Genomic DNA, 12,612 nt, shown 5'->3' on the forward strand with positions numbered 1-12,612 from the left:
GTCGTGCCGTTGTAGGCCGAATTCCGTTTGAGACCCGTGGCGGTCACTTGCTCCACCAAGATAGTCGCGCCGGCGAAGGTCGTTGTCAGGTTGTCGGTCACCTGCACGCTGTGGACGGGGACATCGCCGCTGTTCTCGACCCGGATCCGGTAGGTGAGGGTGTAGGTGCCGTTGCCGTTGTTCGTCGAGGATCCGACGACGGTCTTGGCGACGCCGAGCTCCGGAGACTCGCTGAAGGTGACGTTGGTCGGCGCGCTGTCGTCGCCAGGATCGCCGTTGCCGTTCGCATCCGGCGTCGCCCCCGCGGTCGAAGCATCGTTGAGGGGTGTTCCGCCAGTGCTCGTGGCGCTCCCCGTGGCGCTGTTGCCATAGGGGCCGAGATCGGACCCCGGTGTCACCCGCACTCGGAGATCCACGGATCCGCTCACGCCGGTCGCCAGGAGATCCGTGCCGGCGAGGAGATTCCTGTGCGTCGTGCCGTTGTAGTTCGAGCTGGCCGTGAGGCCCGATCCCGTCACCTCCTCCACGACGACGGCGGCGCCACCAAAGGTCATCGTCAGGTTGTCGGTCACCTGCACGCCGTGGATGGTGACGTCGCCGCTGTTCTCGACCCGGACGCGATAGGTGAGCGTGTAGGTGCCGTCGCCGTTGTTCGTCGGCCCCGCGACCACGGCTTTCGCCACGCCGATCTCGGGGGACTCGCTGAAGGTGACCTCTGTCGGTGTGGCGTCGTCGCTGGGATCGCCATTGCCATCGGGATCGGGGTCGGAGCCGGCGGTCGAGACGTCGGACACGGGACTCCCACCAGCGCCCAGCGCGCTCCCCGTGGCACTGTTGTCGTAGGGACCGAGGGCCTCGCCCGTCGTCACCGTCACGGTCAGGTCAACGACGCCGCTGCCTCCGACCGCCAGGCTGTCGCTCCCTGCCAGCAGGTTCGTATCCCCAGAGCCATCGAAGGCAGGGTTCGTGGCGAAGTCGGAGCTGCTCACGGACGACACGCTGAAGCTCGTGGCGGCAGCGAAGGTCGCCGCCAAATCGTCAGTCACCTGCAGGTTGGACAGCGTCTCGTCCCCGCGGTTCTCCAACCGGATCCGGTAGGTCACGGTGTGGGTGCCATCGCCGTGGTTCACCGGCCCGGCGGATACCGACTTCGCCAGGCCGAGCTGCGGGAGGTCGGCAATGCCAGGGGGAGGCGTGCTCGCCCAACGGGCGGGTGCCATGGCCGCGATCGCAGCCACGAGGAGACCGCCCACCAGGGTTCTCGACGGAATATGGGAGGTTCGGTTGGGGAAACGGCGAGACCAGAGCACCATCGACCCCGTAGCAGAGTATGCGCGGCGAATGCGGCCGTCCCGCTACAGCAAGCCAGGTGCCACGCAATGGGGGAGAATGGGGGACCATCGTCCGTGATCGGTCCCGCGAGACGAGGGTCTGTGTGGTCTCTGCCCCAAACAGCACGAGATTGTCGTGACCGTGCGGGTGACATCACGAGATGGATTGGATCACTCGACGGCGATGATCGCGGGTGGTGCTGCGCATCGCACCAGTACTTCGGCGCAGGGGTCGATGGGCGAAAAGGCACAGCCGCGGCCCCGTGACCCAGTCCCCGACCTCGTGCCCGCGGTGCTTGGCACCCGTCTGCTAGAGTTGCCCCAGAGCCCCCTTGTCTCTGCTACCTCCTTCCGAAAGGACGACGATGAAGCACTGGCTATCGACCTTTGGGTTCGTCTCCGGGGCCATCCTGCTGGCGGGTCTGCTGGCGGCCGGCACCGCCGGGGCAGCGGTGGTCCTCAGCTTCACGGGGACCGTGACCGACGTGCAGGCCATCTTCACCAGCCCTCCTGCCGGGATCAGCGTCGGCAATCCGGTCAGCGGGACCGTCGTCTACACCACCGGCGGCGCCACCCCGGTGGAAGTCGGTCCCTCCGAGCGCGCCTACTTGTTCCCACCCGCATCGGGGCACGAAATCACCATCACGATCGGGACGCAGGTGTGGAAGTCCGACCTGCAAGGGGTCAGCCTTTGCAACGAGGAGTGCGGCGGCGACTACCTCGATTACACCGGCTTCTCCAACACCACGGTGAACTTCCCCGACAACCTCGGGTCGGGCATCCTGGCGCTCGAGTTCATCGATTCCGACCCGCCCTACGGCGTCCTCGACGGCCACGATTTGCCCAACGGGCCGGAAGACATCCATTTCGCCGAGGCGGGGACGAAGATGGGGACCGTGTCGTCCAGCAGCGGGTCCAGCTTCTGGGTCATCTCCTTCGACACGCAGTCCGAGACGGTGCCCGTCCGCGACGTCACTTGGAGCGAGGTAAAGGCGCTCTTTTCCCGGCCATGAGCCCTCCTCCGGCGCGCCAGATACACCCTGGAGACCGGTGGGCTGGATGCCCGGCTGGGTACCTGCTAGCATCCACGGCATGACACGGACCCAGCGATCGAGGTCGCTGCTTCTCGTGTCGGTCGCGAGCTGTGTCCTGGCGAGCATGACTTGGACGCCGGCGGTGCACGGCGCCGCTCCGGAGGCGCAGAAGGTACTGCCGTTCATCCAGGACGATTACCCGGCCGCCCTGGCGAAGGCGCGGGAGCTCGAGCTCCCGCTTTTCATCGAAGCCTGGGCGCCCTGGTGACACACCTGCCGCTCGATGCGCGCCTTCGTCTTCACCGACAAGGCGCTCGCCGGGCAGGCCGGGCGGTTCGTCTGGCTCGAGATCGACACGGAGAAGCGGGAAAACGCGCCCTTCCGGCAGCAGTACGTCGTGCCGGTGCTGCCATCGTTCTTCATCGTCGACCCGACGAGTGAGAAGGTGCTGCTGCGCTGGGTGGGCGGCGCCACGGTGACGCAGCTGCAGAAGATGCTCGACGAAGGTCGAGCCGCCATGAATGGGCAGGTCGCGGCCAAGTCGGGCGCGTCCGCCTCGCACACGGGCAGCAAGCAAGCGAAAGCACCGAGCGAGAACACCGCGCCGGCGACCCCGGGGGGTGCCGACGCCCTCCTGGCGCGGGCCGATGGCTTGTTTGGCGAGGGCAAGAACGCCGAGGCCGCCACGGCGTTCCGCGATGCCCTGGCGCAAGCCCCGGCGGACTGGCCGCCGCGAGGACGTGCGACCGAGTCCCTCCTGTTCGCCCTGCTGGATACGGATGCGAACGAGGCGTGCGCCACCCTCGCCCGCGATACTTTCCCAGCGCTACGCAACACGCCTTCCGCGGCCAACGTCGCGGCGCTGGGCCTCGAGGCAGCGCTGGGTCTGCCGGAGGAGAATCAGGCGCGCGCCGGGCTCGTCGCGGCGCTCGAAACAGACGCGCTCGCCGTCGTCGGCGACGAGAAGCTCGACGTCGCGGCCGACGACCGCTCCGGCGTCTACCTGATCCTCGTCGACGCACGCAAAGAAGCGAAGGACGAAGCAGGAGTCAAAGCCATGGCCCAACGCTGGGCCACCTTCCTCGAAAAGGCGGCGAATGCGGCCGCGTCACCCGCGGGTCGCACCGTCTTCGATCCTCACCGGCTCACGGCGTACATCACGCTCGGCGAACCGGCCCGAGCCCTCCCGATGTTGGAAGCCTCCGAACGCGACTTCCCGGACGACTACAACCCACCCGCGCGACTCGCCGTCGCTTACAAGGAGCTCAAGCGCTGGGACGAGGCGATCGCCGCCTCGCAGCGCGCCCTCGAGCGCGCGTACGGCCCGCGCAAGCTCCGCATCTATCAGAACCTGGCGGACATCCAGGGGGGCCGTGGCGATTCCAGTGCGGCGCGCGCCACCCTGGAGGAAGCGCTGCAGCTCGCCGAGTCCCTGCCACCGGGACAGCGCAACGAAAACACCATCGCCGGCCTGAAGAAGAAGATCGACGCCTTACCCGTGCAGTGACGGGCCCCCGTGATCCTTGCGGTCACTGTCCTCGTACGCCGCGGCATGACCCACGCGCGCTCCCCTGGTGAAAAGACCCTCTTGACGCTGCCGGGGAAGCCGGCGCAGAATCACGTCCCCCCAAGGCAACACGGTGCCGTAGGTTTGCCCGCTCGCGGGCTTCGACGCGCCGTTTCTCATCAAGGAGGCGACTCTCATGTTCCGACAGCTTCCGAGTGTTGTTACACTGGTCGCCCTCGCCCTCACCAGTCTGCCCGCTTGGGGTTCGGACGGCGACATCGCCATCGTCGCCGGGCTCCTCGACAAGCACGGCCGCAAGTTCCAAGGGGCCGAATGCGATTATTGGCTCATCAAGTGGAACGATGCGTCCGAAACCGGGGTGCCGCCCTTCGGCACCTGCACGCCGCCGACGCTGAAGGTCTACGCCGTCCTCGAAGGTGCCAGTGCCCAGGGCATCACCGGTGTGGAGTTCGCCGTCCGCATCGGCCCGGATGGATTCCCCGACCTCGGGTACATCATGTTCGAGATTCCCGCTCCCGGGGCGACGGTGACTCTTGGCAGTGCTTTCACTCCTCCCGATCCGGAGCGGCGCGGCATGAATATCACCTGGGATACTTGCCAGACCGGAGATCAGGGTCGCAGGTTGCTCGAAACAATCGTGGTGATCCCGACCGTGCCTTGCGGCCCGTCCCAGAGGCCGCCGGAGTTCCAGATGACCGTGAGCCAGCACTCCCATCCCTCGAACATCTATTTCCGTTGCCCCCTGTTCACCCTCTGCGACGGACCCGTGTACACCAAGGTCTGCCTCGGAGACGACATCGTGCTTTGCCAAACGCAGACCCCACCCTTCCCGAACGACTCGCAGTGTTCCACCAGCGGTCGTTTCGTCATCAACGGATCGGGAAGCTTGGGGAGTTGTGGCGTGCCGAAGGGGTTCGCTCCGGCACCTCTGGAGCAAGGCACGTGGAGCGAACTGAAGTCGCTCTATCGTTGAATCCCTGATTGGGCTGTCTCTCCAGGGCCTCCCGCGGCGGTCGCGAGAGGCCCTGGTGTTCTCGGCCCGTTGACGAACGCCTTCGACATCGACCGCGCTCGTGCGCCTTCGCGGACGAGATCCACGCCACTGGACCTGTCCGTACCCGGGTGGTACGGTATTGTCGTTCGCGAAAAGCGCCAGCACGAGATTCGAGGTATTCCTCCACCCACTTTGGGGACAAGTCACAGGAGTGGGAGTTGTGTTCGCCGTCGCGGGAAAGGCGGGCGCGATCCGAAAGAATTGGAGCGAGAGATGAAGCGCGAGGATTCCGGCCCAGAGATCTTTCAGCCCGAGAAAGAGCTGAACGCGGCAGCGATTCCGCCGGGCGTCGACCGTCGCACTTTCCTGATGCGGAGCGCCATCATCACCTCGACGGCGGTCATCATGGGTCTTCCGGTTGTGGCGGAAGCACAAGCCAAGGGCGCCACCGCCGCACCTCCCAAGGTCCCCGACTTGTCACCCGAGCTCAACGTGGTGAAGAAGTCGAAGGGTCCGATCATGACCACGCTGGAGGAGTTCTACAAGGTGGGCCCCGGGCCCTCCAGCTCGCACACCATCGGCCCGATGCGCATCACCTACGATTTCTACAAACGCTGCACCAAGCTGCCGGCGGACCAACTGGCGAAGGTCACCGGGATCAAGGTCCACCTCTTCGGCAGCCTGAGCGCCACCGGGAAGGGGCATGGCACGGAGCGCGCCGCCCTCGCCGGCGTGCTCGGCAAAGAGCCCGCGACCGTCGCGCCGGAGTTCCTCGACGGCCTGGCCGCGGACCCCGGGAAGAGCTATCCCGTGACGCTCGGCGGCAAGACACTCAACCTGTCGCTCAAGGACATCGTCTACGACTCGGCCAAGGGTGACTTCCCGCACCCCAACACCATGACCTGCAAGCTGATGGGCGGCGACAAGGCGATCTACGAGCTCGAGTACTACTCGGTGGGTGGCGGCTTCATCGAGTGGAAGGGCTACGAGCCGCCGAAGAAGGGCCAACCCAAGTATCCCTACGCCACGATGAAGGAGCTGCAGGCGCACGCGACAGCGAGCAAGCTCTCCTTCGCGCAGGTCGTCCTCACCAACGAGGTGGCTGTCTCCGGCAAGAGCGAGGCAGAGATCAACGCCTTCCTCGACAAGATTTCCGGGGCCATGGTCAACATCGTCAAGTCCGGGCTGAACGCGCCGTCGAGCACGCTGCCCGGGCCCATCAAGCTCAAAACCAAGGCCGGCGAGGTCTACAAGCGCGCCATGGACGACACCTTCGAGAAACAGCGCGGCGTGGGAGTCGTGTCGGCGTACGCGCTCGCCGGATCGGAGGAGAACGCCCGCGGCCACTTGGTGGTCACCGCGCCGACGGGTGGATCGGCCGGAGTGATCCCCGCCTTGGTCTACGCCCTCGGCGAGGGCGGGCGCAACTTGCCGCAGGAGAAGATCCGCAGCGGCCTCCTCGCCGCGGCGGCGATCGGGTACCTCTGCAAGCACAACGCCACCCTCTCGGGAGCCGAAGGTGGGTGTCAGGCGGAGATCGGCGTCGCTTCCGCGATGGGAGCGGCCCTCATTGCCCAGGCCCACGATTTCGACCATCAGGTGATCGCGAACTCCGCCGAATCGGCGCTGCAGCACCACCTGGGCATGACCTGCGATCCCGTGGCGGGCTACGTGCAGGTGCCCTGCATCGAGCGCTGTGCCTTCGGCGCCGTCAAGGCGTGGACCGGCTTCATGATCGCGAGCAACGAGATTCCGGCCAACCGTCGTCTCGACTTCGACACGACCGTGACCGCCATGGCGCTCACCGCCAAGGAGATGAACTCGAAGTACAAGGAGACCTCCGAGGGCGGCCTGGCCGTCTCGGTGACGCTTTGCTAGCGCCGGCCCGGGACACGAGGCAGACGGAGTCCGCCCAGTGAACCGCACCACCAGGGTGGCGGCCGTCGCTTGGCTGATCACGGCGGTGTACTACTTCTACCAGTACACGCTGCGCTCGGCACCGGCCGTCATGATGCCGCAGCTCTCCGATGCCTTCGGCCTGAGCGCCATGGGCGTCGCCTCGATGGTCGGCCTCTTCTACTGGGGCTACTCCCCGTTCAGCCTGGTGGCAGGCGTCGCCATGGACCGTCTCGGACCGCGACGGGTCGTGCCACTGGGCGCGGCGGCGGTGGGCATCGGGGCCCTGCTGTTCGCTTCCGGGAACAACGCGGCGGCGAACGCCGGGCGGCTGTTGCAGGGCGCTGGCGGCGTGTTCGCGCTCGTCGGAGCCGTCTACATCGCCACGCAGAGCTTCCCCGCTTCCCGCGCGGCCACGTTGATCGGAGCCACGCAGATGTTCGGCATGGCCGGGGGATCCGCCGGCCAATTCGTGGTCGGGCCGGTGATCGGGGCAGGGATCCCGTGGAATCGCTTCTGGTTCGGAATGGGTCTCGGGGGCCTGGTGATCGGAGCTCTGCTGTTCGTGCTCCTCCCGGAGCAGGAGAAGAAGCCACCGAGCGGCGACTGGCTGAAGAGCGCCGCACGCGCCATGGGCACGGTGTTCCGCAATCCGCAGTCGATCCTGTGCGGGATGATCGCGGGCCTGCTGTTCATCCCCACCACGATCTTCGACATGATCTGGGGCGTGCGCTACCTGCAGGAAGCCCGCGGCTTCGAGTACGGGGCCGCAGTCATCCGCTCGGCGACGGTGCCGCTCGGGTGGATCATCGGCTGCCCGTTGCTGGGTTTCCTCTCGGACCGGCTCGGCCGGCGCAAGCCGGTGATCCTGACGGGCGCCGTCGTGCTTCTCGGCTGCCTCGCCTGGATCCTTCACGGCCCCGCCGGCGTCCTTCCTCCCTACCTGCTCGGCCTCGTGGCGGGGCTGGCATCGGGTGCGGCGATGCTGCCGTATACGGTGATCAAAGAGGCCAATCCGCCGGAGATGAGCGGCACCGCCACCGGGGTGATCAACTTCCTGAACTTCACCTTCAGCGCCGTGCTGGGTCCGGTCTTCGGCTGGGTGCTGACGACCGTCGCCAAGGGATCCAGTGTGAAGACGCTCGAGCACTATCAGACGGCGTTCGGGCCCCTCATGATCGGCGTCGGACTGGCCATCGTTCTCACCTTCATCCTGAAAGAAACGGGGCCCGCGGTGCGGCGGCCGGCCCCAGCTGTCGCCGGGAGGACTCCATGACTGCGAAGAGCGCAACCACTGCGAAAACCGCAACACCTCGGAAGACTGCAACACCTCGGAAGACTGCAACACCTGCGAAGACCGGGACGGGGAAATACGAGCGGTTGCTGGAACGATGCAAGAGCCTGGAACCGATCCCTACCGCGGTCGCGTATCCATGCGAGGAGACGGCTCTGGCCGGGGCGGTCGAGGCCGGCGAGAAGGGGTTGAGCCGGCCGATCCTCGTGGGGCCGCTGGCCCAGATCAAGCAGCTGGCGAAGAAGGCGGGGATCAACCTGGCCCACGTCGAGCTCGTCGAGGCGCCGAACCCCCATGCCGCTGCCACCAAAGCCGTGGAGCTGGTGCGCCAGGGCAAGGCCGAGCTCCTGATGAAGGGCAGCCTGCACACCGACGAACTCCTGGCTGCCGTGGTGGCGCGGGAGACGGGGCTCCGCACCGGACGGCGCCTCAGCCATGTGTTCATCATGGACGTGCCGACCTACCACAAGGTCCTGGTGGTGACGGACGCAGCCATCAACATCGCACCGAATCTGGAAGACAAGGTCGACATCTGCCAGAACGCCATCGATCTCGCCATCTCCCTCGGCGTCGAGAAACCGAAGGTTGCGATCCTCGCCGCCGTCGAGACGGTGAACTCCAAGATGCCCGCCACTCTCGACGCCGCCGCCCTGTGCAAGATGGCAGAGCGCGGGCAGATCACCGGAGCCCTCTTGGACGGCCCGCTCGCCTTCGACAACGCCATCAGCAAGCAAGCGGCAAAAACGAAGGGAATCCACTCCGAGGTGGCTGGCGATCCGGACATCCTGCTCGCCCCCGACCTGGAGGCGGGCAACATCCTGGCCAAGCAGCTCAGCTTCCTGGCCAACGCCGATAGCGCCGGCCTCGTGCTTGGAGCCCGCGTGCCCATCATTCTGACCAGCCGCTCCGACAGCGTCCGCTCGAGAATCGCGAGCGTCGCCGTCGCCACACTGGCGGCCCACGCTCGTAGAAGGGCACCGCGATGAGGCGCTGGAAGCTGCGAGCTGATGGCGTACGCCTGAGTGAGACGCATCGATGAGCGGAGCGATACGGTATGGATGAATACGCCCTCGTCTTCAATGCCGGCTCTTCGAGCCTCAAGTTCTGTGTCTATGGGAGGCCGGAAGGCGACGCCTGGCACCTGGACGCGCGCGGCCAGATCGAGGGGATCGGAACCGCGCCGCGGCTGACCGTGAAGGACGGAGCCGGCGCCAGTCTCACCGATCAGCCACTCGACAAGGCGGTGAGCGATGGGCGGGGCGCCCTCGACTCCCTCGCGGCCTGGCTCCGTTCTCGGTATGGAGAGGGGCGCGTGCTCGGTGTCGGCCACCGTGTGGTGCACGGCGGGATGCACTATGCAGCCCCCACCATCGTGACGCCCCCGGTCCTGGAGGAGCTGCGGCAGCTGATTCCGCTCGCTCCCCTGCATCAACCGCACAACCTCGGGGCCATCGAAGCGGTCACGGAGCGCCTTCCTGGCGTGCCGCAGGTCGCCTGCTTCGACACCGGGTTCCATCGGGGCCAGCCTGCCGTCGCCGAAGTGATCCCCCTGCCGCGAGACCTCCGCAGCTCCGGCGTGCAGCGCTACGGTTTCCACGGCCTCTCGTACGAGTACATCGCCTCGGTCCTGCCGCAGGTGGCGCCGGAGATCGCCGCCGGGCGGGTGATCGTCGCGCATCTCGGGAGCGGCGCCAGTCTGTGCGCCTTGCGGAACGGGAAGAGCGTCGACCACAGCCTGGGGTTCACCGCTCTCGACGGGCTCTGCATGGGCACGCGACCCGGTGCCCTCGATCCCGGTGTGGTCCTCTACCTCTTTCAGGGCCTCGGCCTCAGCGTCAAGGAAGTGGAGACCGTCCTCTACAAGAAATCCGGCCTGCTGGGCATTTCCGGCATCAGCAATGACATGCGCGAGCTGCTCGGGAGCAGCGAACCCGCCGCCAAGCTGGCGGTGGACTACTTCGTCTACCGCGCCGCCAGGGAGATCGGAGCGCTCGCCGCCGTGCTGGGCGGGATCGACGGCCTGGTCTTCACCGCCGGCATCGGGGAGAACTCGGCCGAGATCCGCCGCCGCATCGGCGAAGCCTGCGCCTGGCTCGGGATCCAGATCGACCCCGAGGCGAACGCGCGCAAGGGTCCGCGCCTCTCCCGACCGGGGGCCGCGGTCTCGGCCTGGGTGATCCCGACCAACGAAGAGCTGATGATCGCCCGGCACACCGGGCGGTTGCTCGGACTGATCGAGCCTGGGGCCTAACGAAACCAACAAGGAGCGATCGATGGCATCGATCAAAGCACGAGAGAAAGCGACCGGGGAGACCGGAGCTGCCTGGCGGGAATTCCAGGGCGGTCTCTGGCAAAAGGAAATCAACGTCCGGGACTTCATCCAACAGAACTATCGGCCGTACGCGGAAGACGAATCCTTCCTGGCCCCGGCCACGGAGCGCACGCAGAAGATCTGGAAACGCCTGCAAGAGCTGTTCGTCGAAGAACGGCGAAAAGGAGTCCTCGACGTCTCCCCGCTCCCCAGCTCCATCACCGCCCACGGGCCGGGATACATCGACCGGGAGCACGAGATGATCGTCGGCCTGCAAACCGAAGCTCCGCTCCGGCGCGCGATCATGCCGAACGGCGGCTTGCGCATGGTCCTCGGCGCGCTCAAGACCTACGGCTACGAACCCGATCCCCACATGGTCGAGGCCTTCACCAAGTACCGGAGGACGCACAACGACGCCGTCTTCGACGGCTACACCGCGGACATCCGGCGCTGCCGGAGCTCGCACATCCTGACCGGGCTGCCCGACGCCTACGGTCGCGGCCGCATCATCGGCGACTACCGGCGCGTGCCGCTCTACGGCGTTGCACGGCTCATCGAGCGCAAGAAAGAGGAGAAAGCCGCCCTCGATGTGGTGCAGTCGACGGACGACGTCATCCGCGATCGCGAGGAACTCGCGGAGCAGACCCGGGCTCTCGAGGAGCTCGTGAAGATGGCAGCGAGCTACGGCTTCGACATCTCCGGTCCGGCTCGGAACGCCAAGGAAGCGGTGCAGTGGCTCTACTTCGCCTACCTGGGAGCAGTGAAGGAGCAGAACGGCGCCGCCATGTCGCTGGGGCGGACCTCGACCTTCCTCGACATCTACTTCGAGCGAGATCTCGCTGCCGGCAGCCTCACCGAGGAGCAGGCGCAGGAGATCATCGACGACTTCGTCATCAAGCTGCGCATCGTCCGCTTCCTCCGCACGCCGGAATACGACGAGCTGTTCGCCGGCGATCCGACCTGGGTCACCGAGTCCATCGCCGGCATGGGGGACGATGGGCGGTCGTTGGTAACGAAGACGAGCTTCCGCCTGCTGCATACTCTCTACAACCTCGGTCCCGCGCCCGAGCCGAACCTGACCATCTGGTATTCGCCGCATCTGCCCGATGCCTTCCGGCGCTTCGCCGCCAAGGTCGCCATCGACACCAGCTCCCTTCAGTTCGAGAGCGACGAGATCATGCGCCGCACCTGGGGGGACGACGGCGCCATCGCTTGCTGCGTCTCGCCGATGCTGGTGGGCAAGCAGATGCAGTTCTTCGGCGCCCGGGCCAATTTGGCCAAATGCCTTCTTTACGCCATCAACGGCGGCCGCGACGAAGTGAGCGGCGAGCAGGTGGGCCCGGCGCTCGGTGCCGCCCAGGGTGACATCCTCGACTTCGACGACGTAATCTCGAAGTTCGAGAAGATGATGGACTGGCTGGCCCGGGTCTACGTCAACGCGATGAACGTCATCCATTACATGCACGACAAGTACGCCTACGAGAGGCTCGAGATGGCGCTGCACGACTACGCGCCTCTACGAACCATGGCCTTCGGGATGGCGGGCATGTCCGTGGTCGCCGACAGCCTCTCGGCGATCAAACATGCCAAGGTACGAGTCGTCCGCGACAAAACCGGACTCATCACAGATTACAAGACCGAAGGTGAGTTTCCTGTGTTCGGCAACAACGACAACCGTGTGGACCATCTCGCCACCTGGGTCGTCAGCACCTTCATGGGCAAGCTGCGGAAGTACCCCACCTATCGCGGCGCCGTCCACACCCAATCGATCCTGACCATCACCTCCAATGTCGTCTACGGCAAGGCGACCGGGAACACGCCGGACGGACGCCGTCACGGCGAACCGTTCGCCCCGGGCGCGAACCCGATGCACGGCCGTGACAGCCACGGCATCCACGCCGCCGCCGCGTCGGTGGCGAAGATCCCCTATCGCGACGCGGCCGACGGCATCTCCCTCACCGCCAGCCTGGTGCCCGAAGGCCTCGGGCGGGTGGCCGACGACCGCAAGACCAATCTCACCAGCATCCTGGACGCCTTCTTCGGCAGCACCGGCTACCACATGAACGTGAACGTGCTGAATCGCGACACGCTCCTGGACGCCATGGAGCACCCGGAAAAGTACCCGAGCCTGACGATCCGCGTGTCGGGCTATGCGGTCAATTTCGTGCGCCTGACGCGGGAGCAGCAGATGGACGTGATCAACCGCACCTTCCACGGCGCCTGA

At 66.4% G+C, this 12,612-nt stretch carries 10 protein-coding genes; 9 read left to right on the plus strand and 1 reads right to left on the minus strand.

What is annotated here, in order from left to right; genetic code table 11:
- A partial coding sequence (locus tag VFE28_00280) for a hypothetical protein (protein HZM14410.1) occupies window positions 1-1,220 on the minus strand: 1,220 nt, incomplete at its 3' end.
- 476 nt (window positions 1,221-1,696) lie between these two features.
- On the opposite strand from VFE28_00280, the gene VFE28_00285 reads away from it, so the two are divergent.
- From VFE28_00285 to pflB, 9 genes are all read left to right on the plus strand, one after another.
- On the plus strand, window positions 1,697-2,344 hold the full coding sequence (locus VFE28_00285; GenBank protein ID HZM14411.1) for a hypothetical protein: 648 nt from the start codon (window positions 1,697-1,699) through the stop codon (window positions 2,342-2,344).
- Window positions 2,345-2,459: 115 nt separating this feature from the next.
- Window positions 2,460-2,633, plus strand: coding sequence for a hypothetical protein (locus VFE28_00290; GenBank protein ID HZM14412.1), 174 nt, complete (start codon window positions 2,460-2,462; stop codon window positions 2,631-2,633).
- 15 nt (window positions 2,634-2,648) lie between these two features.
- Window positions 2,649-3,872, plus strand: coding sequence for a tetratricopeptide repeat protein (locus VFE28_00295; GenBank protein ID HZM14413.1), 1,224 nt, complete (start codon window positions 2,649-2,651; stop codon window positions 3,870-3,872).
- A 196-nt stretch (window positions 3,873-4,068) separates the two neighbouring features.
- Window positions 4,069-4,866 (plus strand): hypothetical protein, encoded by a 798-nt coding sequence (locus VFE28_00300; protein ID HZM14414.1) that lies wholly within the window; start codon window positions 4,069-4,071, stop codon window positions 4,864-4,866.
- 294 nt (window positions 4,867-5,160) lie between these two features.
- The gene (locus VFE28_00305; protein HZM14415.1) at window positions 5,161-6,765 is read left to right on the plus strand and encodes an L-serine ammonia-lyase; all 1,605 of its coding nucleotides are present in this window, start codon (window positions 5,161-5,163) and stop codon (window positions 6,763-6,765) included.
- 37 nt (window positions 6,766-6,802) lie between these two features.
- A complete protein-coding gene (locus VFE28_00310) occupies window positions 6,803-8,059 on the plus strand; it encodes an MFS transporter (GenBank protein ID HZM14416.1) in 1,257 nt (418 codons plus the stop codon).
- Window positions 8,056-9,063: a bifunctional enoyl-CoA hydratase/phosphate acetyltransferase gene (locus VFE28_00315; protein HZM14417.1), complete on the plus strand. Its 1,008-nt coding sequence runs from the start codon at window positions 8,056-8,058 to the stop codon at window positions 9,061-9,063. The genes VFE28_00310 and VFE28_00315 overlap by 4 nt, the downstream gene beginning before the upstream one ends.
- A gap of 68 nt (window positions 9,064-9,131) precedes the next feature.
- Window positions 9,132-10,328 carry an acetate/propionate family kinase gene (locus tag VFE28_00320; GenBank protein HZM14418.1) on the plus strand — a complete coding sequence of 399 codons (1,197 nt, stop codon included), beginning with the start codon at window positions 9,132-9,134 and terminating at the stop codon, window positions 10,326-10,328.
- A gap of 22 nt (window positions 10,329-10,350) precedes the next feature.
- Complete coding sequence (gene pflB, locus VFE28_00325) at window positions 10,351-12,612, plus strand: formate C-acetyltransferase (protein ID HZM14419.1); 2,262 nt, start codon at window positions 10,351-10,353, stop codon at window positions 12,610-12,612.

It is taken from the genome of Candidatus Krumholzibacteriia bacterium (genome assembly GCA_035649275.1).
Lineage (GTDB): Bacteria > Krumholzibacteriota > Krumholzibacteriia.

Excerpts from the sequence above, each read along its gene's own strand:
- VFE28_00285 (HZM14411.1), top strand. The coding sequence starts at position 1,697 with ATGAAGCACTGGCTATCGACCTTTGGGTTCGTCTCCGGGGCCATCCTG.
- VFE28_00295 (HZM14413.1), top strand. The coding sequence starts at position 2,649 with ATGCGCGCCTTCGTCTTCACCGACAAGGCGCTCGCCGGGCAGGCCGGG.
- VFE28_00300 (HZM14414.1), top strand. The coding sequence starts at position 4,069 with ATGTTCCGACAGCTTCCGAGTGTTGTTACACTGGTCGCCCTCGCCCTC.
- VFE28_00305 (HZM14415.1), top strand. The coding sequence starts at position 5,161 with ATGAAGCGCGAGGATTCCGGCCCAGAGATCTTTCAGCCCGAGAAAGAG.
- VFE28_00315 (HZM14417.1), top strand. The coding sequence starts at position 8,056 with ATGACTGCGAAGAGCGCAACCACTGCGAAAACCGCAACACCTCGGAAG.
- VFE28_00320 (HZM14418.1), top strand. The coding sequence starts at position 9,132 with ATGGATGAATACGCCCTCGTCTTCAATGCCGGCTCTTCGAGCCTCAAG.
- pflB (HZM14419.1), top strand. The coding sequence starts at position 10,351 with ATGGCATCGATCAAAGCACGAGAGAAAGCGACCGGGGAGACCGGAGCT.